This is a genomic window from Flavobacterium ammonificans (assembly GCF_020885975.1).
Taxonomy (GTDB): domain Bacteria; phylum Bacteroidota; class Bacteroidia; order Flavobacteriales; family Flavobacteriaceae; genus Flavobacterium; species Flavobacterium ammonificans.
Window position 1 is genome coordinate 1,721,793 of record NZ_AP025183.1, and the last position, 26,084, is coordinate 1,747,876.

At 33.2% G+C, this 26,084-nt stretch carries 20 protein-coding genes; 11 read left to right on the forward strand and 9 right to left on the reverse strand.

Features of this window, described 5'->3' with window-relative positions; translation table 11 throughout:
- Positions 1-32: 32 nt before the first annotated feature.
- The 4 genes from LPC23_RS07790 (at position 33) to LPC23_RS07805 (ending at position 4,099) form a co-directional block, all read left to right on the forward strand.
- On the forward strand, positions 33-512 hold the full coding sequence (locus LPC23_RS07790) for a T9SS type A sorting domain-containing protein (protein WP_229329346.1): 480 nt from the start codon (positions 33-35) through the stop codon (positions 510-512).
- Positions 509-1,126, forward strand: coding sequence for an outer membrane beta-barrel protein (locus LPC23_RS07795; protein WP_229329347.1), 618 nt, complete (start codon positions 509-511; stop codon positions 1,124-1,126). The genes LPC23_RS07790 and LPC23_RS07795 overlap by 4 nt, the downstream gene beginning before the upstream one ends.
- Before the next feature lie 6 nt (positions 1,127-1,132).
- Positions 1,133-3,436: a hypothetical protein gene (locus LPC23_RS07800; RefSeq protein ID WP_229329348.1), complete on the forward strand. Its 2,304-nt coding sequence runs from the start codon at positions 1,133-1,135 to the stop codon at positions 3,434-3,436.
- A 78-nt stretch (positions 3,437-3,514) separates the two neighbouring features.
- Positions 3,515-4,099, forward strand: coding sequence for a glutathione peroxidase (locus tag LPC23_RS07805; RefSeq protein WP_420842305.1), 585 nt, complete (start codon positions 3,515-3,517; stop codon positions 4,097-4,099).
- 59 nt (positions 4,100-4,158) lie between these two features.
- Here the strand turns inward: LPC23_RS07805 and LPC23_RS07810 are convergent, their stop codons facing one another.
- From LPC23_RS07810 to LPC23_RS07820, 3 genes are read right to left on the reverse strand one after another with little or no spacing between them, the layout of a single operon-like run.
- Positions 4,159-5,103: a tRNA dihydrouridine synthase gene (locus tag LPC23_RS07810; protein WP_229329349.1), complete on the reverse strand. Its 945-nt coding sequence runs from the start codon at positions 5,101-5,103 to the stop codon at positions 4,159-4,161.
- 33 nt (positions 5,104-5,136) lie between these two features.
- Complete coding sequence (locus LPC23_RS07815; protein ID WP_229329350.1) at positions 5,137-5,634, reverse strand: GNAT family N-acetyltransferase; 498 nt, start codon at positions 5,632-5,634, stop codon at positions 5,137-5,139.
- Positions 5,634-6,860, reverse strand: coding sequence for a thioredoxin family protein (locus LPC23_RS07820; RefSeq protein ID WP_229329351.1), 1,227 nt, complete (start codon positions 6,858-6,860; stop codon positions 5,634-5,636). Before LPC23_RS07820 ends, LPC23_RS07815 begins: the two co-directional genes overlap by 1 nt.
- A 135-nt stretch (positions 6,861-6,995) precedes the next feature.
- Between LPC23_RS07820 and menD the strand changes: the two genes are divergently transcribed.
- The gene (gene menD, locus LPC23_RS07825; protein ID WP_229329352.1) at positions 6,996-8,651 is read left to right on the forward strand and encodes a 2-succinyl-5-enolpyruvyl-6-hydroxy-3-cyclohexene-1-carboxylic-acid synthase; all 1,656 of its coding nucleotides are present in this window, start codon (positions 6,996-6,998) and stop codon (positions 8,649-8,651) included.
- A 32-nt stretch (positions 8,652-8,683) separates the two neighbouring features.
- Here menD and LPC23_RS07830 read toward each other — a convergent pair whose 3' ends face one another.
- Entirely contained in the window at positions 8,684-10,036 is a 1,353-nt protein-coding gene (locus LPC23_RS07830; RefSeq protein ID WP_229329354.1) for a M28 family metallopeptidase, read from the reverse strand.
- 50 nt (positions 10,037-10,086) lie between these two features.
- A complete protein-coding gene (locus tag LPC23_RS07835; protein ID WP_229329356.1) occupies positions 10,087-10,947 on the reverse strand; it encodes an alpha/beta hydrolase family protein in 861 nt (286 codons plus the stop codon).
- Between the two features lie 164 nt (positions 10,948-11,111).
- Here LPC23_RS07835 and LPC23_RS07840 point away from each other — a divergent pair, with 164 nt between their 5' ends.
- From LPC23_RS07840 to rpsA, 6 genes are all read left to right on the forward strand, one after another.
- Entirely contained in the window at positions 11,112-11,927 is an 816-nt protein-coding gene (locus LPC23_RS07840; RefSeq protein ID WP_229329358.1) for a M48 family metallopeptidase, read from the forward strand.
- Between the two features lie 132 nt (positions 11,928-12,059).
- Positions 12,060-13,391, forward strand: coding sequence for an MFS transporter (locus tag LPC23_RS07845; protein WP_229329360.1), 1,332 nt, complete (start codon positions 12,060-12,062; stop codon positions 13,389-13,391).
- Positions 13,392-13,512: 121 nt separating this feature from the next.
- Complete coding sequence (lon, locus tag LPC23_RS07850) at positions 13,513-15,966, forward strand: endopeptidase La (RefSeq protein WP_229329362.1); 2,454 nt, start codon at positions 13,513-13,515, stop codon at positions 15,964-15,966.
- A gap of 139 nt (positions 15,967-16,105) precedes the next feature.
- Entirely contained in the window at positions 16,106-16,801 is a 696-nt protein-coding gene (gene cmk, locus LPC23_RS07855) for a (d)CMP kinase (protein WP_229329364.1), read from the forward strand.
- Positions 16,802-16,867: 66 nt separating this feature from the next.
- Positions 16,868-18,121: a nucleoside permease gene (locus LPC23_RS07860; RefSeq protein ID WP_229329366.1), complete on the forward strand. Its 1,254-nt coding sequence runs from the start codon at positions 16,868-16,870 to the stop codon at positions 18,119-18,121.
- Positions 18,122-18,427: 306 nt separating this feature from the next.
- Positions 18,428-20,206, forward strand: coding sequence for a 30S ribosomal protein S1 (gene rpsA / locus LPC23_RS07865; RefSeq protein ID WP_229329368.1), 1,779 nt, complete (start codon positions 18,428-18,430; stop codon positions 20,204-20,206).
- 137 nt (positions 20,207-20,343) lie between these two features.
- Here the strand turns inward: rpsA and pheT are convergent, their stop codons facing one another.
- The 4 genes from pheT to LPC23_RS07885 form a co-directional block, all read right to left on the reverse strand.
- Positions 20,344-22,764: a phenylalanine--tRNA ligase subunit beta gene (gene pheT, locus LPC23_RS07870; RefSeq protein WP_229329370.1), complete on the reverse strand. Its 2,421-nt coding sequence runs from the start codon at positions 22,762-22,764 to the stop codon at positions 20,344-20,346.
- 96 nt (positions 22,765-22,860) lie between these two features.
- A complete protein-coding gene (locus tag LPC23_RS07875) occupies positions 22,861-23,877 on the reverse strand; it encodes a proline iminopeptidase-family hydrolase (protein WP_229329372.1) in 1,017 nt (338 codons plus the stop codon).
- A gap of 16 nt (positions 23,878-23,893) precedes the next feature.
- Positions 23,894-24,757 (reverse strand): bestrophin family protein, encoded by an 864-nt coding sequence (locus LPC23_RS07880; protein ID WP_229324376.1) that lies wholly within the window; start codon positions 24,755-24,757, stop codon positions 23,894-23,896.
- Between the two features lie 9 nt (positions 24,758-24,766).
- On the reverse strand, positions 24,767-26,083 hold the full coding sequence (locus LPC23_RS07885; RefSeq protein WP_229329374.1) for a TolC family protein: 1,317 nt from the start codon (positions 26,081-26,083) through the stop codon (positions 24,767-24,769).
- Position 26,084 lies beyond the last annotated feature (1 nt).

Consider the following 26,084-nt stretch of genomic DNA (forward strand, 5'->3'; position numbering starts at 1 on the left):
GTTGTACTATTGTTTCAATTAAACTCAAATGAATGAAATATTTTTATCTTTTACTACTATCTTTTTGCGGACATGGACAGCAACTTCATCACCAAATGATAGCTGCACAAGGAGGCTCCAATTTATTCCATAAAGGTGTAATAATACATCAATCCATTGGACAGCAGTCGGTTTTTGGAAACTACTCCACTCCTAAAGCTTTTCTTGGTCAGGGGTTCATACAAAGTTTGGTTATGAATTCAAAAAAGAGTTTTGAAACTAACAATGTACTAACTAAAGTGTATCCCAATCCATTTGTGGATCAAATTCAATTTGAATTCTCTCAACCTGTTTCTGGTTTCATCTCAGTTTCCATTTTTGATATGTTAGGACGGTTAGTCTACTCTGTTAAAAAAGAAACTAGTAATAATCAGTTACTACTTGAAAACCTTGGCTTTGCTCAAAACCAATACATCATAACATTAGTTTCTCAAAATTATAAATACAGTACACAAATAATCAAAACCAAATGAAATTAAAATTACTATTAATTATCAGTTTGTTTGTAGCAAACACAATTAGTTCACAAGAATTATCATTTAATATTGGGACTAACTTTTCTCAGTTTAATTTAAAAAATCCTGAAAGTTATACCAATACTGATGTTCAAACAGGTACTGGTTCCTTTATCGAAATTGGATACTTGTTACCTTCCAAAAAAGAAAAACTGAACTATATTTTCGGTTTAGGAATAAATGAGTTCAATGCATTAGCGGGGACTTCTGCTAATTCGTACCGTTGGAACACCAAGTATTTAGGGCTCCGAACAGGATTTGAATATGATTTTTTAGACATAAACAAACTGCAAATTGTACCCTTGTTTGGGATTAATTTCTCTACAATTATATATGGTAAACAAGAAACCAATGGTGTTGTATATGACATTAAGTCCAATAAAGAGTTTACAGGAATCAAATTGATTCCCTACTTGGGATTGAAAGTTAAATATAAAATTAATGAATTGGGTTATGCTTCATTAAGCTACAATCATTCGACCACTTTTAAACCCAATTTATCTTATAAAGAACATTTGACTATAGTAACCAACCAAATTGTTTTTGGTTTACAATTTAACTTAACAAAATAATCTGCTATGAAAAAAACACTACTCTTTTTAGCTTTTATACTTTCGACTTTTAGCTTTGCTCAAACTAATGGAATTACCTATCAAGCTGTTATCTATAGCGCTAATGGTGAATCAGTTCCGGGGATTAATAATGCGAATGCTCCTCTTGCCAACAGAAAAATTTGTTTACAATTTAGTATTGTTGATGATTTTTCACAAACTGAATACCAAGAGAAAGTCATAGTAACCACTGACGATTATGGTATGGTGAATTTAATTATTGGCACCGGAATTCAAACTGGTGGTTATGCTAATTCTTTTGAATCCATCGTTTGGAATTCAGCAAAGAAATATCTAAAAGTAAGTTTAGATCAATCAGGAAACTGTAATTCATTTGATGAAATTAGCAATCAGGTTTTAAGTTATGTCCCTTTTGCTCTGGCAGCTAATAGTGCAACTTCTGTTTCCGGGATTGTAGGGATCGCTAATGGTGGTACTAATGCTTCAACAGTTTTAGGCGCAAAAACCAACTTGCAATTGCAAAATGTAGATAATACAGCTGATTTAAATAAACCCATTTCTACATTGACTCAACTTGCTTTAGATTCTAAAGTAGATAAAGTCGTAGGTAAAAATTTATCAACAGAAGATTTTACTACAGCTGAGAAAACTAAGTTGGCTTCTCTTGGAGGTGCTCAAGATTTAAGCTTATTTGCTCCACTTTTATCTCCGTCATTATCGGGAATTCCAACGGCTCCTACAGCTACGTTTGGAACTAATTCTACCCAACTTGCAACTACAGCTTTTGTTGCAAATGCTTTGAATAATTCAGTTGGTGGAAGTTTTGTGGATTTGAATACCAATCAAACTATTGGAGGGAATAAAACTTTTAACTCTGATATAATTGCAAACGGCTTAATTATTGGTAAAGGAAAAGGTCAAAATAATTACAATACTGTCTTTGGTGCAGGTGCTTTAAATTCGAGTAATGCCAACGGAACAAGAAATACTGCTATTGGGTATTTAGCACTAACTCAATATGCAGGAACTACATTCGATAATAATACTGGTGTGGGTTATTTCAATATGATAGGTTTAACAACGGGTTATGGAAATACCTCTATTGGTGCAGAAACTATGTTTAATGTAGGTACCGCCTCGAATAATACAGGTATAGGAAATCAATCTTTGATTAATGCAGCTGGAGATAATAACGTAGGGGTTGGTGCTCGATCTGGAGATGGACTGACTACTGGAACTAATAACACTTTTATTGGAACACAAGCAAGAACTACTAGTGCAGGCGCTACTATTACTAATGCAACTGCTTTGGGATATGGTGCAGTTGTTACCGAAAACAATACAATTCAATTAGGTAATTCTTCGATTACATCTGTAAAGACTAGTGGATCTGTATTAGCTTTTGGATTTAAAACTCCTACAGGTACTTCTACACAATATTTAATGGCTGATGGATCTGTGTCAAGTTCAACTTTATCAAATTACTTACCTTTAAGTGGTGGAAATATGACAGGCCAATTATCAATTGGAACTAATTCTCCAGAGTCTTCTGCGGTATTAAATGTAGCTTCTACAACGCAAGGTTTTTTGCCTCCTAGAATGAATAAAGATCAAAGAAATGGAATAAATAATCCATTAGCTGGCCTAATTGTTTGGTGTAAAAACTGTGGAGAAAATGGAGAATTGCAAGTATATAACGGTACTAATTGGACTAATTTTATTGGAGGTGCAACATCAGAACCTTTGGTTGTTGGATCTAGTTACAAAGGGGGTAAAATCGCATATATCTTTCAATCAGGAGACCCTGGATATGTAGCAGGTGAATTTCATGGAATTATAGCTTCAAATTCAGATTTAAGTAATGGAATAAGATGGGGCCAAGGTAATGATGGTTTGTCAACAACATATGATTGTGTAAATAGACATAGTGCTTCTGGATTTGCATTACCATGTGCAATAGGAGCAGGAAGATCAAATACTAGTCTAATTATTGCTTCGAATACTGAAAGTTCACCGACTGATTACGCAGCATTAATATGCTCTAACTATAGTGTAGTGTCAAATGGAGTAACTTATAATGATTGGTTTTTACCAAGTAAAGATGAAATGTTAAAGTTGTATCAAAATAAAAATTTGATCGGCGGACTTTTTTATGATTCAACTAACGCTTCTAGTAAAAGTAATTGGTATTGGACATCATCAGGCGATGTCTTTCAAGATAGAGCTACAGATGTAAATTCTAGCAATGCAAATAATTCTAGAAGTTTTAGAGGGAGTTTACTAAGCGTAAGAGCAGTTATGTATTTTTAATACTACTATTTATCAATTGTTTAACGTTGGGTTTCATTTATAAATTTTACATTTACAATTCATTTAAAACGAATACTAATGAAACTAGCTGCATTAACCTGTTGTATTGCATTGTTGTTTAGTTGCCAAAACAAGGCACAAACTGCTATGTCAACCACTACTAATTCTTCTGTACCAATGACTAAAAAATCTATTCACCAATTTAAAGTGACTGATTTATCAGGAAACACTTTTGATTTTGCTACCCTTAAAGGTAAAAAAATACTAGTGGTAAACACCGCTTCTAAATGTGGTTTGACACCTCAGTATAAAGATTTAGAGACTTTGTATACTACTTACAAAGACAAAGGACTTGTAATTGTAGGTTTTCCTGCAAACAACTTTTTTTCTCAAGAACCTGGAACCAATGAAGAAATCGCACAGTTTTGCCAATTGAATTATGGAGTTACTTTTCCGATGATGGCAAAGGTTTCTGTAAAAGGAAAAGACATGTGTGAGGTATATCAGTTTTTGACGCAACAAGCTAAAAATGGAGTGGAAGATTCTGATGTAGAATGGAATTTCCAAAAATATTTATTGAATGAAAACGGGGAGTTAGAGAAAGTGATTTCGCCAAGAACTAAACCGCTAGACGAAGAAATTGTCAATTGGGTAAAAGGATAAGTTTTTCAATTATAACATTGTAAAAAAAGAGATTTTCATTAACTGAAAATCTCTTTTTTTTATTCGGCAGCTATAATTTCTTTCACAGCCAATTCGTAATTTCGAATGTTTTTAGTCTTGTTGATTTTCTTCAACACCTTATGTGGATTGGAGAAGATTACCGAAAAGTAGTCCCATAAATGGTGCATCTTCAATAAAATATGCGATGGTCCCGAAAGCGTTTCGCTATACCCTTGGTATAAAGTTTCATGGAAGTCACTGAATAAAGCCATTTTATTTGTTGGGTACTCTGTTGTGTCATTTTTTATCATATTAGGTAAGAATGGGTCAGCTATTAACCCTCTACCAATCATCCAATGATCTATACTTGGAAAACGCTCTTGCATTTCTCTAAATTTGTTTACAGATGTGATATCTCCATTATAATACAACTTGTGCTTGGTTGAATTAATGCATTCCTGAAAAGCATCTAAATGCACACCTCCTTTGTACAATTGCTTACCAAGACGAGCATGAATAGCAATGTTTTTTAGGGGAAACTTATCTAAAATAGGAAAAACATCTAAAATTTCTTGAGTTGTTTCGTATCCCAAACGCATTTTCATAGAAACCAGAATATCCGATTCAGCATGCGCTCTTTCTAAAATCGTATTAATTTTTTCGGTATTACTAATTAAACCGGATCCCATCCCGGATTTAGTTACCATAGGATAAGGACAACCCAAATTCCAATTCAGTTCTTTATACCCTAATTCTCTAACATATTTGGCAACAAATAAGAATTCATCGGCATCATTGGTGATAACTTGTGGAATCACTTCTAAGCCTGAATTATTTTCGGGTAATAAATCCCGTTCGTAAGACGATTTGATAATCATTTTACCATTCAATCGAATATAAGGAGAGTAATAGGTATCAATGCCTCCAAAATAGGTATTAATAGCATTTCTAAAGCGAAAATCAGTAAATCCTTGTAGCGGAGAAGAGAGTAGGGTAAAATCCATAATTGTAGTTAGACTACAAAGATACGATTGTTTTTAGTCTAAAATCAGTTGAACAAAAACGGAATCCAACCAGCGATTGAATTTGAATCCAGATTCCTTAATTATACCCACGGTTTTAAATCCAAATTGATGATGAAAATCAATACTATTTTGGTTCTCGGCATCAATCACGCCAATCATGGTATGTAATCCTTGTTGTTTTGCCAACTGAATTAATTCGGTTAACAATAGTTTTCCAATGCCTAATCCTTGATGGTTATGGCTTACATAAATCGAATGCTCTACCGTAAATTTATACGCTTCTCTAAAGCGAAATTCAGCATACATTCCGAAACCCACAACTTCACCATTAGTTTCGGCAACAATAACGGGAAAACCGCTTTGTAATTTGGCTTCTAAAATAGCTTCTTGTTGCTCTAAAGTTCGAATAGTATAATCGTATAAAGCTGTAGCATTCAAAATATTATAATTAATAATATCAAGTATAGCTAAAGCATCTGATTTTTGGTATTTCCTAAGGGTAATTCCCATTATTCTTTTGGTTTAGCAATAGGTTTAGCAGCGGCTTTTTTTCGAATCATAAGATCAGCTAGTAATTTGTCGGCTTCTTTACCGTCCCATCCCATTGAATCACTATATGCTTTTGCTTTTTTGGTCATTGTAATGGCAACGGGAATATTATTTAGTTTTCGTTGCACACGAGCTTCAAGCAATAGTCCATCATACGACTCTTCCAATTCATTAGAATGTTTAATCCAACTTAACGATTGATTCAAACTCGGTGCATCAGATGAATTACGCATTACATTCAACACTATCTCTTTGATTACTTTAGGAGTATTCCAAGCATGTTTTTTGATGTTTTGGGATGCTACTTTTTTGTACTTTGTCCAATCTTTATTAGTTTCATAATGATTTAAATCATATTGAAAAACTAACGAATCAATTACTGGCGCTGTAATCATTTTTGCAATTGCACGTTGCTTAGTATAATTGGCAGTATCGTTCGTTTTTACAATTGGTTTTAGCAGTTCAACAACGCTATTGACAAATTTATCATTCACTCTTTTTTGGGAAGTAATAGCCGCAAAGGCTTGTTGATTGGTAATAACAAATTTATATTCTCTCGATTCGATATCAGTAACACCATTGGTAAAGATTTTCCAATTGACTTCATTCACCATTTTATCGTCAGCAACTTTTTCAAAGTAATCATGAGCAATTGGATTCAATTCTTTACGTTCGTTTCCTTTCTTCAAAGCTATTAAATAACGCATCAAAGCGATTCCGTTGGTTTTGTCTTTTTCATACTCAGCTTTTAGAAAAGGCAATTGTTGCTTTGGATTTAAAGCTAGTTTTGCTTCCGAAAGAAATTTTTCTTTCTTTAATTCTCCCGTTAAACGAGCTAATTCAATTCCATTTTCATCTAACACAATAAAAGTTGGAAAGGTTTTAACTTTGTATTTTGTTTTAAAATCTTCCGAACCTGGTTTTTCAAAATCCAATCCAGCAAAAATATAATTTGCATTCATATAATTAATTACCTCAGGATCCTTCAATACATTTTTCTTGATGTTGTTACAATACACGCACCAATTGGCGTATATCATATAAAAAACAGGTTTTTTTTCAACTTTGGAACGCTGAATTACTGACTCTAATCCAGTTTCATCAAAACGAATGGAGTCTTGAGCTTGTGATATGAATACACTAAAAAAAAGAATACAAATAAATAAATACTTTGAGTGGGGCTTCATTTAGAATAATTTTTTATTAGATAACAAATATATTTTCTTTTTTAAAACCATCTAGAAAAATATACCAGAATTTACTAACAGATTAGAATTACAATCGTAAATTTGTTACTTATTCTAATTGAATTACCATTCGTTATGATCTACCCCAAAATACCTTTAGCACAAAGTATCCTTGAGATTTTTTTAGCCAAAGGAATTACTAACATAATTATTTCTCCAGGTTCAAGAAATGCGCCTTTGACTATCGGTTTTGCTTCTAATCCTGCTTTCCAATGTTACAGTATTGCTGATGAGCGTTCTGCTGCTTTTTTTGCACTTGGAATTGCCCAACAAACAAAAAAACCGGTGGCTCTAGTTTGTACATCTGGATCTGCTTTATTGAATTACTATCCTGCTTTTGCGGAAGCCTTTTATAGCCAAATTCCGTTAATCGTTCTCTCTGCCGATCGTCCACAAAGCAAAATTGATATTGGTGACGGACAAACGATTCGTCAGGAAAATGTGTTTGCCAATCATTCCTTGTACAATGCTAATTTAAATGAAGCAGTAAGTAGAGAAAACGATCTAAAAATTAATGAAGCCTTGGATACGGCTTTCGCCCAAAAAGGGCCAGTCCATATCAACGCACCTTTTGAAGAACCCTTGTACGAAACTGTCTCGCAACTTGAGGTACAATCGTATATTTCCACTTTAAAAGTTGATGCTGCAAAAACACTGGACTTAACTCCATTTGCTGATATTTGGAACCAATCCAGTAAAAAAATGATTCTTGTAGGGGTGAATGATCCCCATGCTATTGATGCTGCTACAATTGATTTTTTAGCTAATGACGAGTCGGTAACGGTTTGGACAGAAACTACTTCGAATCTGCATCATACTAGTTTTATCACTAACATTGATACTATAATTACGCCTTTTACAACTGAAGATTACGAAAATTTCCAGCCTGAAATACTCATCACTTTTGGCGGAATGGTGGTATCCAAACGCATCAAAGCTTTTTTGCGAAAGTACAAACCGAAACACCATTGGCATATTGATTGCCATAGAGCTTATGATACATTTGGGGCGTTATCACAGCATTTTGAAGTCGATCCACAAGTATTTTTTAATCAGTTTATTCCATTAACAAAGGGTGTCGAAAGTGATTATTCCAGAAGTTTGGCTGCAATTCAATCTGTTAGAAAATCCAAACACGAAGCGTATTTGGCTTCCATTCCCTTTTCTGATTTTACAGTATTTGAATCAATTATTCCAAGACTACCTAACAATAGTCAATTACAAATTGGAAATAGTTCTGCCATTCGCTACGCGCAATTGATTCCTATTGATCCTTCCATAGAAGTGTATTGCAACAGAGGTACGAGTGGAATTGACGGTTGTACGTCAACAGCTATTGGTGCTGCTGTAGCCAATAATAAACCAACGATTCTAATTACAGGAGATATTGGTTTTTTATACGATACTAACGCGCTGTGGAACGATTACATTCCTAAGAATTTTAAAATTATTTTAATTAATAATGGAGGAGGAGGTATTTTCAGAATTCTTCCTGGACATCAAGAAACGCCTGTTTTCAATACTTTTTTTGAAACCTCACATTGCCATACGGCAGAACATTTGGCAAGAATGTATGGATTCAATTATGCTATAGCAAGTGATGCTACTACTTTAGACAAAGCGTTAACTGAATTGTATGCCAATAATGAGCAACCTCAATTACTAGAGGTATTTACACCCACACGGAAAAACGATTCTATTTTATTGAATTATTTTAAAAATTTGGTATAAAAAAAGGAGTTCATTTTTGAACTCCTTTTATTTTATTTAACAGGTATAGGAAAGACAGGTAAACTGGCATGACCTAGCTCATCAACGGATTGTATCGCAAACAAAAAATTATCTTTTGAATACGGAATCGTTGCGGATGTATTTTTTACAAAAATTGTTTTTTCCCAGTGTGAAGCCGAAGTTTCGCGAACTAAGACATTATAACCATAAACAGCTTTCCCTTCGGGAGCAGTCCAAACTAAATCAGAAAAATTAGTTAACTCAGTGACTTTAATACCTACATTTTTTGGTGCTTTTGGCGACCAAGCTAAATTACTTAAGGTAGCCAAGTTAGAAGCGGTTACTTTTCGCATGTATTCAAAATCCATGAATTCAGGTAAATCGCCAAATTGAGTTCCATTTTCTAAACGAACATCTTGGTGTTGGTGATCGTAGTTTTCATTCATTTCGCAAAAGCGAATGGCTGTGAATCCGTTTTGAGAAAATGGTGTGTGATCTCCACCACGTAAAAAGCGGTCGTTTCGGTACACTAAATTGATATTCAATTGGTCAACGTATTGGTTGGTTGTTGTCTTAATATAACGTGCTAATAATCGGGAAGGACTGTCATTTTCACGGTTGGTTGATTTTCTTACTTTGGCTTCAGCCTCAGTTTCAAGATAGGGAATGGCTTCGCTAAAAACGCGCACATTAATATTGTCACGTAATCCGGTACCGTTAGACAAACTATTACCAATCATGTCATTATTCAACATAGCAATAATATTCCAATTTTCAGCCTTGGCTTTTTCAGCCAAATGCCTAGCGCCATAGAGACCTTGTTCTTCACCAACTACAGCAACGAAAATAATGGTAAATGGGAATGATCTTTTGCTCATAATTCGGCTAATTTCCATTACCGCCGCCACGCCTGATCCATCATCATTAGCACCAGGAGCATCAATTTTAGAATCCATTACATCAGAGGCACGTGAATCCAAATGCCCACTGATAATCAATACACGATTGTCAGTTGGATCTGTTCCTTTTAAAGTTGCCATTACATTCCCTAACTGACTGTCAACAGCGATTCTTCTACCATCGGCTTTAATGGTAAAATAATCTATTTCAGCCGTCAATCTTCCATTGGAATCTTTAGCATATTTATCAAATTCTGCTTTCACCCAACGTTGTGCAGCTCCAATTCCACGGGTAGTACTTTTGGTATCGCTCAAAGTATGTCGTGTGCCAAAAGAAACTAATTTACGAACAGTGGATTCCATGTTGGAGGCACTAATTTCGCTTACCATTTTTGAGATCTCTGCATCGCTAACAGTGGTTTGCGAATAGCTATTTTGCGTAATCAATCCCAAAAAGAGTGCGCATATAATAGAAGTAATTTTCATATTTTCAAGTATTTGTATTTTCAAATTTAGTAAAAGAGATTGAATAAATTTTATTTTATAAATTCAATTATCTTATAAATCACATTGGCATCGCCCAATATTTTTCGATGACCTAATCCTTTTGTAATCATCAATTCACCGTTTTTGACATGCTGATGAATATTTATTCCTGCTTTTACAGGCACTTCATAATCATTCTCATCATGAACGACTAAAATAGGTTTTTCAATTGCTTCTGCTGCTTTGAAAGCGGAATAATTATCCATTGCTTCATTAAATTTGTTTTCAAAGTGAGCTCTTAATTTTAAACTGATTACTGGCTTTAATTGTAATTTTTTAATAAAATCATCAATAATATCGTGAACAATATCACCGCTACCAATAACAATAATTTTGTCAGTTTTAAATCCTGATTTTGCTGCGTTGAGTACTGCCATTCCGCCTAGGGAGTGACCAATAGCCACTTCAAATGGGCCATATTGCTTATCTAATTCAAAAATAGAAGCAATAAATTCCAACATGATACTAGAATTTCCAGGTGATTTTCCATGAGCAGGCGCATCAAAACTTACTGTTGCATAACCTTCTTTAAGCAAAGCATCTGCAATTTTAAAAAGTTGCGTTCCACGTCCTGACCAACCGTGAACTAAAAGCACTTTTTTATCACTTTTGCCATATTGATATACCATTATGGATTTATTAATCGAGGGAACAGGAATCAATTGTTGAATACTATTGGTATCCATTTCCAATTCACGTTTTGGAATTCTGTGTTTAATTGGAGTGGTGAATAATTTGGCAGCATATAAAACGACTGCCTTGGTTGAAATTAGGTTTAAAAACTGCCCAGTTCTTATAATAAATTTAGGAATTGGTAAAGGATCTATTTTTTTATTTTTCTTCTTAGTCATGATTCATTTTTGTGAGTTCTAAAGTAGTTGTTTTTTCAATAACAATTGACTTTTTTTAGTTTAAATTGTTAATTTTTAGATTTAGATTGTAGTAAAATAGCGATTAACATTTTTTCAATTACCATTGTAAAAAATGTAATTTTGTAATTCTTAAATCTTTAAAAATGAAAAAACGTTTATTTATTGGATTTGCTATAATCCTAGTTTTAGTTTCTTGTAAAACGAATCCGTTAACAGGAAAATCTACCTTGAATTTTGTTTCTAATTCTGAACTATTTCCTTCTTCTTTCCAACAATATGGAACATTCTTAAAGGAAAATAAAGTAGTAAATGGTACTACTGAAGCTAAATTAGTAGAAAATGTGGGTTTTAAAATTAAGTTGGCTGCTGAGAAGTATTTGAATTATTTAGGGCAAAACCAATACTTAAAGGACTATGCATGGGAATATAAACTAGTCGAAAATGAACAAGTAAATGCTTGGTGTATGCCTGGCGGTAAGATTGTTGTCTATTCAGGTATTTTGCCTGTAACATTAAATGAAGCTGGTTTAGCCACAGTTATGGGGCATGAAGTATCTCATGCGTTAGCCAATCATGGTGCACAACGAATGAGTGCTGCTAAATTACAACAACTAGGAGCAGTTGGGGTTACTTTGGCAACAGCGAAACAAGGTGAAGCCAAACAAAATCAATGGTTGGAGTATTACGGAATAGGTTCTCAAGTAGGAGGAATGCTGCCTTTTAGCAGAAGTCACGAGAGTGAAGCAGATAAAATTGGTTTAGCTCTTATGGCAATTGCAGGATATGATGTAGAAGAATCAGTTTTGTTTTGGGGAAGAATGGCTGCAAAATCGTCCGGAAAATCACAGCCCGAATTTATGAGTACACATCCCTCTGATGCAACTCGAATTGCCAATTTAAAAGCATTAATCCCAGAAGCTAAAGCAATAGCGTTGAAAGTTGGCATTATTTCAAATTAAATTCCAGATGCACTTTATATATATAAGGCTATTTTTACGAATAGCCTTTTTTGATAAAATGAGGTAAAATAGAATAGTTTTCTTTTTAGTGACAAAAAAATAAATAAATTAGCCACTTAAACTAAACTGATTATGCCAAATTTACAAAAAGGAGATACTAAATTATTGAATGCTTGGGCTTTTTACGATTGGGCCAATTCGGTTTATTCATTAGTAATTTCTTCAGCGGTATTTCCAATATTTTTCGAAGCACTTTTTACAGATCGCAGTCATTATATTATGATATTTGGGTATTCTCTTAAGAATTCGGCCTTAATAAGTTTTGTAACTGCTTTTGCTTTTTTGGTGGTTGCCTTTGTTTCCCCTTTGCTTTCAGGTATATCAGATTATGTAGGAAACAAAAAATCATTTATGAAGTTTTTCTGCTACTTAGGTGCTTTGTCATGTATTGGTTTGTATTGGTTTAGCCTTGAAAGTATTTATATCAGTTTAGTATTTTACTTTTTAGGATTGGTAGGCTTTTGGGGAAGTTGGGTTTTTTATAATTCCTATCTTCCAGACATTGCCTATGCGAATCAACAAGATGCAATCAGTGCTAAAGGTTTTTCATATGGCTATGTTGGCAGCGTAATTTTGTTAATCGTTAATTTGGCAATGATTATGATGCCAGATCTATTTGGTATATCAGGAACCAAAGGAGAAGCCGCTATGAAAGCAATGCGATATTCTTTTGTTATGGTTGGCGTATGGTGGATTTTGTTTAGTCAATATACCTATTATTATTTACCAAAAGGGAATAAGATTGTAGCCAGTAGTATAAAGAAACATATTATTTTTAATGGGTTTAAAGAACTGAAAAAAGTTTGGTTATTATTGGCAGACAATTCCCCATTAAAAAAATATCTTGGTAGTTTTTTTGTATATAGTATGGCAGTTCAAACGGTAATGTTGATTGCTACTTATTTTGGAGCACAAGAAATTCAATGGGCATCACAAAGCGAAAGTACCACTGGATTAATTATTTGTATTCTTTTGATACAATTGGTTGCAATTATTGGAGCAACATTTACTTCTAAAGCTTCAAAAAAGTACGGTAATATCCCTACTTTGGTTGCTATTAATGGGTTTTGGATTGTTCTTTGTGTTTTGGCTTATTTTATTTATTTACCAATTCATTTTTATGTAATGGCTTCTTTAGTAGGTTTAGTGATGGGAGGAATTCAAGCTTTGTCTCGATCTACGTATTCTAAATTATTACCTGAAACTGAGGATACAGCTTCCTTTTTTAGTTTTTACGATGTAGCTGAGAAAATTGGAATTGTTATTGGAATGTGTGTTTATGGAATTATAGACCAAATTACTGGAAGTCCGAGATTTGCTATTGTTTTTTTAGGTATCTTCTTTGTAATTGGTTTGCTATTATTAAAGCGTGTTCCAAAAACAGCTGCTTTATCAACTAAATAATCAATTGTACTTTTTGGCACAAAGATTGACCTACTTATCCTCGGTTATGAAAAAGCTACGTCTCGTAGTTTTTATCTATTGAATTTCGAAAAATTAATGACAAAACGACTTATTATACTTTATGTCAAATCATAAAATACTTACCATTGACAATCTGTCACTTCAAGAATTTGATTCGGAGGCAGAATTAATTCCATTATTGACGCCAGAAGATGAAGAGGAAATGAACAACGAACTCTTGCCTGATTCACTGCCAATTTTGCCTTTGCGAAATATGGTCTTGTTTCCAGGCGTTGTTATTCCAATTACTGCCGGACGTGACAAGTCTATTAAATTGATCAATGATGCCAATGCGTCTGGGAAGAATATTGGTGTTGTTGCACAGAAAAATGAAGAAGACGAAGATCCAACCAAAGATGATATTCACACTGTAGGAACTGTAGCTCGAATTCTTAGAGTGCTAAAAATGCCTGATGGCAACATTACTATTATACTCCAAGGAAAAAAGCGTTTCGAGATTGCAGAAGTAGTTTCGGAAGAACCCTATATTACTGCTACAGTAAAAGAAGTTCCTGAAAAACGTCCTAAAAAGAACGATACCGAATTCAATGCGATTATTGATTCACTTAAAGAATTAGCGGTTAAGATTATCCAAGAAAGCCCTAATTTACCTAGCGAAGCGACTTTTGCTATTAAGAATATTGAAAGCAAATCGTTTTTGGTCAATTTTGTTTCATCTAATATGAACCTTTCGGTAAAAGAGAAGCAAGATTTATTAAAAATCAATGATCTTAAAGACCGTGCTTTAGAAACTTTACGTTTTATGAACGTAGAGTTGCAAAAATTGGAATTAAAAAATGACATTCAGTCAAAAGTGCGTTTTGATTTAGACCAACAACAACGTGAATATTTCCTTCACCAACAAATGAAAACCATTCAAGAAGAATTGGGTGGTGTTTCACATGAAGAGGAGTTTGACGAAATGAGTCAGCGTGCAAAAACTAAAAAATGGGACGAAACAACGCAAAAGCACTTCGAAAAAGAATTGTCAAAATTGCGCAGAATGAATCCGCAAGCGCCTGATTTTAGTATCCAAAGAAACTATTTGGATTTGTTTTTGGATTTGCCTTGGAATGAGTTTTCCGAAGATAATTTTGATTTAAAACGCGCGCAAAAAATTCTGGATCGCGATCACTTTGGTCTAGAAGAAGTAAAGAAAAGAATGATTGAACATTTGGCAGTTCTGAAATTGCGAAATGATATGAAGTCACCCATTATATGTTTAACAGGACCTCCAGGAGTAGGTAAAACTTCTATTGGACGTTCTATTGCTGAGGCGTTAGGTAGAAAATATGTTCGAATTTCACTAGGCGGATTGCGTGATGAGGCTGAAATTAGAGGACATAGAAAAACATACATTGGCGCTTTGCCAGGTCGAATTATTCAAAGTTTGAAAAAAGCGGGAACTTCTAATCCAGTTTTTGTTTTGGACGAGATAGATAAGCTTTCAAATAGCCATAGTGGAGATCCTTCTTCTGCCTTGTTAGAAGTGTTGGATCCAGAGCAAAACAATTCATTTTACGATAATTTCCTTGAAATGGGATACGATTTATCTAAAGTAATGTTTATAGCTACTTCTAATAATATGGCTACCATTCAACCTGCTTTACGAGACAGAATGGAAGTGATTAAAATGTCAGGCTACACTATTGAAGAGAAAGTAGAAATTGCTCGTCAGCATTTGTTTCCAAGACAATTGAAAGAACACGGACTAACTTCGAAAGAGTTGACAATTGGAAAAAAACAATTAGAAAAAATTGTAGAGGGTTATACGCGTGAGTCTGGTGTTCGTGGTTTAGAAAATAAATTAGCACAAGTAATCCGAAATGCAGCAAAATCTGTTGCAATGGAGGAGGAGTACAATAAAAAAGTAACTGATGAAGACATTGTAAAAGTATTAGGAGTTCCAAGATTGGAAAGAGACAAATACGAAAGCAATGATGTTGCAGGAGTGGTTACAGGTTTGGCTTGGACAAGTGTTGGTGGCGATATTTTATTTATCGAATCCTTACTTTCTCCAGGAAAAGGAACCATGACTATTACTGGAAATTTAGGTACAGTAATGAAGGAATCAGCTACAATTGCTTTGGAATTCATTAAAGCTAATGCGCAAGCTTTAGGACTTGATTCTGATATTCTAAATAAATTCAATATTCATTTGCACGTTCCAGAAGGGGCTACCCCAAAAGACGGTCCAAGTGCTGGAATTGCTATGTTAACTTCTTTAGTTTCCTTATTTTCTCAAAAAAGAGTAAAGAAAAACTTAGCCATGACAGGAGAAATAACATTAAGAGGAAAGGTATTGCCTGTGGGCGGAATAAAAGAGAAAATATTAGCAGCTAAAAGAGCGAATATTAAGGAAATTATTTTATGTCACGAAAACAAAAGGGATATAGATGAAATCAAACCGGAATATCTGGATGGTCTTACTTTTCATTATGTGAAGGAGATGAGTGAAGTATTGCAAATAGCAATAACCGATCAGAAAGTTAAAAACGCTAAGAAACTAGATTAAAACTATTTTTTTCAAAATAAACAATTCCAAATTTCAAACTGATTATTTTTCAGTTTTGGAGTTTGGAATTTTTCATTTATTGTATTTATAATTTTATCTTCGCAACGCAAGATTTAAAAAGCAACATAAATTTACCATTTTGACTAAGAAAATAACAATAGCGATTGACGGATTTTCATCTACTGGAAAAAGTACTTTGGCAAAGCAACTGGCAAAGCACTTAGGTTATATCTATGTAGATACAGGAGCAATGTACCGAGCCGTAGCATTTTTTGCTATGCAAAATAATTTAATTTCATCTGATTCTTTTAATAAGGTAGAGTTAGTTAATCGATTAAAAGACATATTGTTAGAATTTAAATTTAATTCAGATTTAGGTTTTGCAGAAATGTACTTGAATGGAGACAATGTAGAAAAAGATATTCGTACAATTGAAGTGTCTGGTTTTGTCAGTAAAGTAGCTGAAGTATCTGAGGTTCGGGCTAAATTAGTGGAACAGCAGAAAGAAATGGGAAAAAACAAAGCGATCGTTATGGATGGTCGAGATATTGGTACGGTTGTATTTCCAGATGCTGAATTGAAAGTATTTATGACTGCAAGTGCTAGCACTCGTGCACAACGTCGTTATGATGAATTACTGCAAAAAGGAGATGTAGTCACTTACGAAGAAGTCTTAAAAAACGTCGAAGAACGCGACTACATTGACACACATCGCGAGGATTCGCCATTAGTAATGGCTTCAGATGCTGTAGAAATCGATAATTCGTATTTAAATAGAGAAGAACAGTTTCAAGCTGTTTTGGATTTAGTAAATAACATAATTAAAGGAGATTAATTTTTTGCGTATTTCTTTTTTAATATTAGATTTACAAACTATTTACCACAAAAACCTATAGTAATTATGAGTATAAAATTTAGATTGATTGTAATGAGTTTTTTGCAGTTCTTCGTTTGGGGAGCTTGGCTTATCACAGTAGCTAATTATTGGTTTGGAACCAGACAATGGGATGGAGCGCAATTTGGCGCTATCTTTTCAACCATGGGAATTGCTTCCATTTTTATGCCTACGCTTTGTGGAATTATTGCTGACCGTTGGGTAAATGCCGAAAAATTATATGGTATTTTACATATTCTAGGTGGATTAACGTTATTATATGTTCCGCAAGTAACTAATCCAGTTGATTTTTTCTGGGTAATCTTAGTAGCTATGCTTTTTTATATGCCAACAATTGCGCTTTCTAATTCAGTTGCTTATAATGCATTAAAAAAAGGAAATTTAAATGTGGTGAAAGATTTTCCACCCATTCGTGTTTGGGGAACAGTCGGTTTTATTGTAGCCATGTGGATTACCAATTTAACCGGAAATAAAGCAAGTGAAAACCAGTTTTATATTGCTGCTATTGCTGCTATTGGTCTTGGTATTTACTCTTTTACATTGCCAAAATGTATGCCTGAAGGAAAAACTACTGATAGTAAATCATTTGTTGATTTAATTGGATTAAGTTCTTTTAAATTATTTGCCAATTACAAACTTGCTTTATTCTTTTTGTTTAGTATGTTTTTAGGAGCAGCTTTGCAACTAACGAATGCTTACGGTGATGTTTATTTGGATGACTTTAAACGTTTACCAGAATATTCAGATTCACTAGTAGTAAAATATTCTACTTTAATTATGTCTATTTCGCAAGTTTCGGAAACTTTATTCATTTTAGCTATTCCATTTTTCTTAAAACGATTTGGAATTAAACAAGTAATGTTGTTGAGTATGGTAGCATGGGTATTGCGTTTTGGATTGTTTGCTTATGGTAATCCAGGCGATGGTTTGTGGATGATTTTTGTATCTTGTATTGTATATGGTATGGCATTTGATTTTTTCAATATTTCAGGCTCTCTGTTTGTCGAAACTTCTACAGATTCAACAATTCGTTCTTCGGCACAAGGTTTATTTATGATGATGACAAATGGATTTGGAGCTATTTTTGGTAGTATTACAAGTGGTTATGTTATTGAGAAATATTTTACGACTTCAGCTGGAAAAGATTGGCATACAATCTGGCTTAGTTTTGCTATTTATGCTTTAGTGATTACTATTGCTTTTGCTATTTTCTTTAAACACAAACACAATCCGGCTGACATAGAGCAAGTTGGACATTAAATAGGATTTACAGGATACTATATAAACCAAGATTTATTCTTGGTTTTTTTATGCTTATTTACCAAATTAGTAAGGAGGTTTTGATTCAATTATTAGTTAAATGCTATTTGTTCTGATTGTCAGTGAATTAATGATTTGTTTTCTGTTAAAATAAATTTGATAATTGTATAAAGTTGTATTACCTTTGCCCACCTTTAGGTGAATAAGGATTTCCTCTAGGTATCAATTAATTATACAAACAACTTCTGTTGTTTTCTTTCGCTTTCAGAAATCCGAGAAAATGCAGAATACAAATTTTTAATCAGCATGTCTGAACAATTAAAATCACAAGAAGAGTTTTTAGCAAATTTTAACTGGCATAACTTCCAAGAAGGAATTGATGCAGTAGATGAGAAAAACTTACAAGAATTCGAAGCACTAGTTTCAAAAACTTTCATCGCTACAGATCAAGAAGAAGTAGTAGAAGGTGTAGTTGTTAGAATTACAGATAGAGACGTTATCGTTGATATCAATGCAAAATCGGAAGGTGTTATTTCTTTAAACGAATTCCGTTACAATCCAAACTTAAAAGTAGGTGACAAAGTAGAAGTATTAATTGACATCCGTGAGGATAAAACAGGTCAATTAGTATTATCACATAGAAAAGCACGTACTATCAAATCTTGGGATAGAGTTATTTCTGCAAACGAAACAGGTGAAATCGTTACTGGTTTTGTTAAATGTAGAACTAAAGGAGGTATGATCGTTGACGTTTTCGGAATCGAAGCTTTCTTACCAGGTTCACAAATTGATGTGAAACCAATCCGTGATTATGATGTTTACGTGAACAAAAACATGGAATTCAAAGTAGTTAAAATTAACCACGAATTCAAAAATGTTGTTGTATCTCACAAAGCGCTTATCGAAGCTGATATTGAGGTTCAGAAAAAAGAAATTATTGGTCAATTACAAAAAGGACAAGTATTAGAAGGTGTTGTTAAAAACATTACTTCTTATGGTGTGTTTATTGACTTAGGTGGTGTTGATGGATTAATCCACATCACTGACCTTTCTTGGTCAAGAATTAATCACCCAAGTGAAGTTCTTGAATTAGATCAAAAATTAAATGTTGTAATCCTTGATTTCGATGATGAGAAAACAAGAATTCAATTAGGATTGAAACAATTAAACGCTCACCCATGGGATGCTTTAGATGCTAACTTAGCTGTTGGAGATAAAGTTAAAGGTAAAGTAGTTGTAATCGCTGATTACGGTGCATTTATCGAAGTTGCTGAAGGTGTTGAAGGTTTAATCCACGTTTCTGAAATGTCTTGGTCAACTCACTTACGTTCTGCTCAAGATTTCGTAAAAGTGGGTGATATCGTTGAAGGAGTTATCTTAACTTTAGATAGAGACGATCGTAAGATGTCTTTAGGTATCAAACAATTGACACAAGATCCATGGACTGACATTACTTCTAAATACCCAGTAGGTTCTAAACATTCTGGTACAGTTAGAAACTTTACAAACTTTGGTATTTTCGTAGAATTAGAAGAAGGAATCGACGGATTGATTTATATCTCTGACCTTTCTTGGACTAAGAAAATCAAACATCCATCTGAATTTGTAAATGTTGGTGAAAAATTAGACGTAGTTGTATTAGAATTAGATGTTGAAGGACGTAAATTATCTTTAGGTCATAAACAAACTACTGCTAATCCTTGGGATCAATACGAAGATTCATTCGCTGTTGGAACTATCCACAATGGAGCGATTGCTGAGATCGTAGACAAAGGAGCTACTGTAGAATTTGGTGATGATATCGTTGCTTTCATTCCTACTCGTCACTTAGAAAAAGAAGACGGTAAGAAATTGAAAAAAGGAGAAACTGCTGATTTCAAAGTAATTGAGTTCAATAAAGAATTCAAAAGAGTAGTTGCTTCTCATACTGCTATCTTCCGTGAAGAAGAAGAGAAAAATGTGAGAACAGTTTCTGAAAATACTTCATCTGCATCAACTAACAATGCACCTGCTGCAACTTTAGGAGATAACAATGATGTATTAGCTGCTTTAAAAGCTAAAATGGAAAAAACAGAGAAAAAATAATTCTTAGTTTTTTTAAATACAAAAGCCTCACAGTAATGTGAGGCTTTTTTTGTTGGCAACATTAAATTTAAAGTCTACAAATAAAAAACCCTAAATCTTTTGAAGATGTAGGGTTATTAGAATCTATTCGATAAAAGTTATCTCAAAACTGCACCAAGTTCAGTTTCAAAATTCTTCTGTAATTTGTTCATGATTTTATCAATCTGTTCTTCAGTCAAAGTTTTAGAGTTGTCCTGAAGAATAAAACTTAAAGCGTAAGACTTTTTACCTTCTGACAAATTATCACCTTGGTACACATCAAATAAATCAATATTTTTTAATACCTCTTTTTCTGTTTGTTTGGCAATCTTATAAATACTTTCATAAGTTACCCCATTGTCAATTAGCAATGCTAAATCTCTTCTAACTTCAGGATACTTTGGAATTTCAGAAAATTTAATCTTATTCGAAATTAATTTTAAAATAGTAGCCCAGTTAAAATCGGCATAAAAAACCTCCTGTTTGATACCAAACGATTTTAGAATTGATTTTTTTACAACACCAATTTCAACGATTGCATCTCTTCCTATACTTAGAGCAATTCCTTCTGAAAAAATATCAGAAGTTAAGGGTTGAATTTGTGTTTTCTGAATGCCTAATCGTTCTAAAACAGCATTTACATAACCTTTAAATAAGAAGAAATCTGTTGGTCTTTGACTAGTAGTCCATGATTCTTGATTTCTATTTCCCGTAAGGAAAAGAGTTAAATGTTTTATCTCTTCATAACCAGAAGGGTAGTTGTGGTAGGTTTTTCCGAATTCAAATAATTTTAAATCGGTATTTTTTCTATTGATATTGTATGAAATAGCTTCTAATCCAGAAAACAATAAGGACTGACGCATAGTTGCTAAATCACTACTTAGCGGATTTAACATGGTTACATTATGTTCCTCTTGTAACATTTCTGAATGTTGAACATAATTGGCGGTAGTTAATGAGTTGGCCATCATTTCATGAAATCCTTGCGAATTCAATTGTGTTGCTACCACATTTTGTATTTTATAGTCTTCTGTTCTTGGAGAATTTGATACTGTAGCATTTACTTTATTAGAAAATTGGATGTTATTATAACCGTAAACTCTAAGTATTTCCTCAACTACATCAATTTCTCTTTGAACGTCAACTCTGTATGCAGGAATAGTTAGTCCTAAACCTGAATCAGTAACGCTGTTTATTTTAATGTCTAAAGAGACTAAGATCTTTTTAATTATATCTTTAGGAATTTCTTGACCTATAATTTTAGCTACTTTATTAAAATTTAGAAAAACACTAAAATCTTCAATCTTTTTTGGATAAACATCAATCAAGTCGGAGGTTATTTCTCCACCTGCTACTTCTTGAATTAATAAGGCAGCACGTTTCAATGCATAATCTGTAATTTCAGGATCAATTCCTCTTTCAAAACGGAAAGAAGCATCAGTATTCAATTGATGTCTTTTAGCAGTTTTTCGAACGCTTACAGGATTAAAGTAGGCACTTTCTAAGAAAATAGACGTTGTGCTTTCTGACACACCCGATTCTTTTCCTCCAAAAACACCAGCAATACATAACGGACCATTTTCGTCACAAATCATAATATCTTCTTCGTGCAAACTTCTTTCTACATCGTCAAGAGTAGTGAATTTTGTTCCGGAAGCTAATGTCTTTACTATTATTTTGCCATTTATTTTATCTGCATCAAAGGCATGAAGAGGTTGTCCTAATTCATGTAGTACATAATTAGTAACGTCTACAATATTGTTTTTAGGATTTAATCCAATAGCTTTTAAACGATTTTGTAACCAAGTAGGAGATGGTTTTACGGTAATTCCTGAAATAGTTAAACCACAATATCTCGGAACTAATTTATTTTCTTTAACGTCAATATCAATTTTTAAGGTACGTTTATCAACTCTGAAATTGGTAACAGATGGTGTAATTAACTCAATATTAACTCCACTTTGTAACATTCCAGCACGTAAATCACGAGCGGTACCTAAATGACTCATCGCATCAGCACGATTAGGAGTTAATCCAATTTCGAAGACTTCGTCATTTTCAATTTTAAAAACTGTGGCTGCTGGTGTCCCTGGTTGTAAGGATTCGTCTAAAACCATAATTCCGTCATGACTGTTGCCAAGACCAATTTCGTCTTCAGCACAAATCATTCCGTGACTTTCTTGTCCACGAATTTTACCTTTCTTAATTGTAAATGATTCGCCTTCTTTATCGTATAAAATTGTACCAATAGTGGCAACCGGTACTTTTTGTCCAGCAGCAACATTAGCTGCTCCACATACAATTTGAACAGGAGTTCCATCTCCTAAATCTACGGTAGTTATTTTTAGTCTATCAGCATCAGGATGCTGAACGCAAGTTAGTACATGTCCAACTACAATACCTTCTAAACCTCCTTTTACAGATTGGTACTTCTCAACCATTTCTACCTCCAAGCCTAAATCGGTAAGTAATGCAGCCGTTTCTTCGGATTGCCAATCTATTTTAATGAACTGTTTTAACCAGTTGTATGATATTTTCATTTTGAATTATTTACAAGTACGCAAATATAAGGATTGCTTGTTGGAGTAAGAAACAATTTTTGGATTTTTCAGTAATTAATCAAACTAAAAAGTGTGTTAGTTACTTTTATTTAAAAAGGCAATCAAACCTTCAAAATAGGCTTTTTGATCATCGTAAAACGCCATATGACTTCCTTTTGAACAATATAAATAGGTTCCGTTTTGAACTAATTTTGACATTGCTGACATGTGATTTGGATCCATTGTGTCGTATTTTGCTCCAATAACTAGAGTAGGAATTGTAATTTTTTTCAAATCAGATTTTCTATCCCATTTTTCTAATTTTCCAGAAATACCAAATTCACTTGGTCCTTGCATAGTTACATATAACGATTGATTCATTTTAGCAAAAGAGCGATTTACCGGTTCTGGCCAATCTTTTGAAGGAAAACGGAGAATGTGTTTTTCATAAAAATTAGGAATTAATAATTCCATATAGCGTGGGTTGGCAAAATCTTTCGCAGCTTCAATTTGGTTAATTTCTGCTAGTACTTTTGGATTCATTTGTTTGGCTAACACTTCGTCAGCATATCTACCATATTCAGGACAACTCGACATCATATTGGAAATAATCAGACCTTTCATATTGTGTTGGTACTTCAACGTATATTCCATTGCTAAAATTCCACCCCAAGAATGTCCTAATATATAAAAATTTGTTGTGTCTAAATGCAACGCTTTTCTAACTTGTTCTACTTCTTCTACATAACGTCCCAAATCCCAAAGCGCAACTTCATTTGGATTATCAGAGTTCCCACAACCCAATTGGTCATAATAAATAAATTCAATTCCTTCAGCCGGTAGGAAATTTTCAAAACACTCAAAATATTCGTGTGTAGCTCCAGGTCCACCATTAAGAAGCAATAATTTAATTTTCGGATTGTTCCCAATACGTTTGGTCCAAACATTAAATGTTCCTTTTGAAGTAGTGATTGGAATTACTTTCACACCACCATTTTGAATACTATCGTTTGACTTTTCAAAATATACAGACGAATTTTCTGAGACAATTTTTTGACAAGAAACAAAAAACGAAAGAAGTACAACTAAAAAAAATGTAGCAAATGTTTTCATAGACTAAAAATTGAGTTTATAATATTTCTTCAATATGTTTCTTGATATTTTCGGCGATTTTTTTAGTGGGTAAATCATTAGCATCTTGACCAAAAGGATCTTCGATTTCTTCTGCAATTAATTCTAAACTTGCCAATACATAGAAAATAAAAACTACCACTGGAATTACAAAATATCCTAAACTAAATACATAGCCAAAAGGCAAAGTCAATACGTAAATAAAAATAAATTTCTTAATGAAAGCACTGTAAGAATAGGGTATAGGCGTATTTTTTATTCGTTCGCAAGCACCACATATGTCGGTAAAAGATTGTAATTCGCTATTAATTATAATTAGTTGGTCTCCCGTTATTTTCTCAGAAAGATACAAACTATTTACTTTCACGAATAATTTATTGGCTACTTGATTGGGACGGTGTTTGTGGTGGTCAATTTCTAAATCGACATCATCAAATAATTGTTTCCCTGTATCGCTATCGTTTAAATGTTTTCTTAGAATAGTAGCATAATGCGGAATCATTTTTTTAAAAAATTCACGATCATTGTCATCCACTAACATAGCGTTAAGTTTTATTGCTAAATTACGGGAACTGTTCACTAATCCTCCCCATAATTTCCTTCCTTCCCACCAACGATCGTAAGCAGTATTGGTTCTGTAAGCTAACAATAATGAAATAACAAAACCCAACATTCCATGCATCATAGAAATATTCTTCACATGACTATCATCTGGTAAGTGCCAATATTCAATTTCTAGATAAGCGATAATTCCTGAATAAATTCCAATAATAATCATAATTGGAATTAATTTCCTGAAAGTGTCTGCTTTGCTAAAATGAAAAATAAAGCTAAACCAATCTTTTGGGTTGTATGAAGTCATGAAAATAGATTAGTCTAAGTTAATTATACCTGCTAATTCTTTTAGTACTATCTCTGATAATTTAGCTTGAAATTGTGCATTACTATTTCTAACTTTAGCATTCACATAATTCAATTGTGCAGTTCTGAACTCTAAAGTTGTAATTGTTCCAATCTTGAATTTATCTAAAGTAATATCTAAATTTTGTTTGGCGTAAAATTCATTTTTATTTTCAATTACAACTAATTGATTATTGGTTAAGTAGGTTTGATAAGCTGCGTTTAGCTGAGCTTGCAACTCTAACCGTTGAGAATTTAATGTAAGTTTAGAATTGTCTAACATTATCTTAGCAATCTTTTCATTTCTATTTTGATTCCAACCATTAAACAAATTGAGAGCAGCATTAAATCCATAATTAAAACCTCTTGCCGATGTTGCTGCAGCAAAACCAAGACTTGCTTGTGTTTCATTAAATACATAGCCTGAACTTAATGTAATAACTGGATAACGATCGCCTTTAATTTGTTTAAGTTGTAACTCGGCAACATTTTTTGACAATAATAAACTTACTAATTGTGGGTTCTGTTTTTCAACTAAATCAGACAATTCGGTAAGTTTTAGATTTTCATCGACTTTAATTTTTTCGATTACATTGAATTGGGTTTGTAGATCTCTTGCTAAAATCTTATTTAACAAAGTTTTTGTGTTTTGAAATACTTCTTGCTGCTTTAATAAAACAACATTATCAGTATTTAAATCTACTTGAGCGTTGAGAACTTCTAATTTAGAAGCTTTACCAATTGCAAACCGATTTTGAGCTAAAGCCAATCTTTGATTAGAAATTACTAAAGTAGAGTCCAAAGCTTTTAATTGTTGTTGCTGTTGAACCAAATTAAAATAAGTAGATGATACCTCGCTTAACTTTGATATAATTGTTTGTTGAAGTTGAGTAGATCCTAGTTTTTCAAGTTCTTTTAACTGTTCTAATCGAGTAAACATTTTAAATCCATTAAAAATAGTCCAATCTAAACTTACACCATAATTTAAACTATTATTCAATGCGTTATCTAATGCATTGACAACACCATTTTGTAGCGTTAATGTACTGTTCTGAACTCTATTGTTTGCAGCTACTGAGGCTGTCAATGTAGGAAGCATTCCTGCATTTCCAATAGTAGAATTAGTTTTTGCAATGTTATAATTGTTAGAGGCAATTTTTATTTCAAAGTTGTTCTCTAACGCAATTTTAATAGCATTTTCAATAGTTAAAACTTCCTGCGAATAAGAACTCGAAAAAACAGAAAATACTATTAAATAGAATATTTTGATTCGGTGACAATTTTTCATT

Excerpts from the sequence above, each read along its gene's own strand:
- LPC23_RS07790 (WP_229329346.1), top strand. The coding sequence starts at position 33 with ATGAAATATTTTTATCTTTTACTACTATCTTTTTGCGGACATGGACAG.
- LPC23_RS07800 (WP_229329348.1), top strand. The coding sequence starts at position 1,133 with ATGAAAAAAACACTACTCTTTTTAGCTTTTATACTTTCGACTTTTAGC.
- LPC23_RS07885 (WP_229329374.1), bottom strand. The coding sequence starts at position 26,083 with ATGAAAAATTGTCACCGAATCAAAATATTCTATTTAATAGTATTTTCT.
- LPC23_RS07875 (WP_229329372.1), bottom strand. The coding sequence starts at position 23,877 with ATGAAAACATTTGCTACATTTTTTTTAGTTGTACTTCTTTCGTTTTTT.
- LPC23_RS07840 (WP_229329358.1), top strand. The coding sequence starts at position 11,112 with ATGAAAAAACGTTTATTTATTGGATTTGCTATAATCCTAGTTTTAGTT.
- menD (WP_229329352.1), top strand. The coding sequence starts at position 6,996 with ATGATCTACCCCAAAATACCTTTAGCACAAAGTATCCTTGAGATTTTT.
- LPC23_RS07810 (WP_229329349.1), bottom strand. The coding sequence starts at position 5,103 with ATGGATTTTACCCTACTCTCTTCTCCGCTACAAGGATTTACTGATTTT.
- LPC23_RS07880 (WP_229324376.1), bottom strand. The coding sequence starts at position 24,757 with ATGACTTCATACAACCCAAAAGATTGGTTTAGCTTTATTTTTCATTTT.
- LPC23_RS07860 (WP_229329366.1), top strand. The coding sequence starts at position 16,868 with ATGAGTATAAAATTTAGATTGATTGTAATGAGTTTTTTGCAGTTCTTC.
- LPC23_RS07815 (WP_229329350.1), bottom strand. The coding sequence starts at position 5,634 with ATGGGAATTACCCTTAGGAAATACCAAAAATCAGATGCTTTAGCTATA.
- lon (WP_229329362.1), top strand. The coding sequence starts at position 13,513 with ATGTCAAATCATAAAATACTTACCATTGACAATCTGTCACTTCAAGAA.
- LPC23_RS07830 (WP_229329354.1), bottom strand. The coding sequence starts at position 10,036 with ATGAAAATTACTTCTATTATATGCGCACTCTTTTTGGGATTGATTACG.
- LPC23_RS07795 (WP_229329347.1), top strand. The coding sequence starts at position 509 with ATGAAATTAAAATTACTATTAATTATCAGTTTGTTTGTAGCAAACACA.
- rpsA (WP_229329368.1), top strand. The coding sequence starts at position 18,428 with ATGTCTGAACAATTAAAATCACAAGAAGAGTTTTTAGCAAATTTTAAC.
- pheT (WP_229329370.1), bottom strand. The coding sequence starts at position 22,764 with ATGAAAATATCATACAACTGGTTAAAACAGTTCATTAAAATAGATTGG.
- LPC23_RS07820 (WP_229329351.1), bottom strand. The coding sequence starts at position 6,860 with ATGAAGCCCCACTCAAAGTATTTATTTATTTGTATTCTTTTTTTTAGT.
- LPC23_RS07845 (WP_229329360.1), top strand. The coding sequence starts at position 12,060 with ATGCCAAATTTACAAAAAGGAGATACTAAATTATTGAATGCTTGGGCT.
- LPC23_RS07805 (WP_420842305.1), top strand. The coding sequence starts at position 3,515 with ATGAAACTAGCTGCATTAACCTGTTGTATTGCATTGTTGTTTAGTTGC.
- LPC23_RS07835 (WP_229329356.1), bottom strand. The coding sequence starts at position 10,947 with ATGACTAAGAAGAAAAATAAAAAAATAGATCCTTTACCAATTCCTAAA.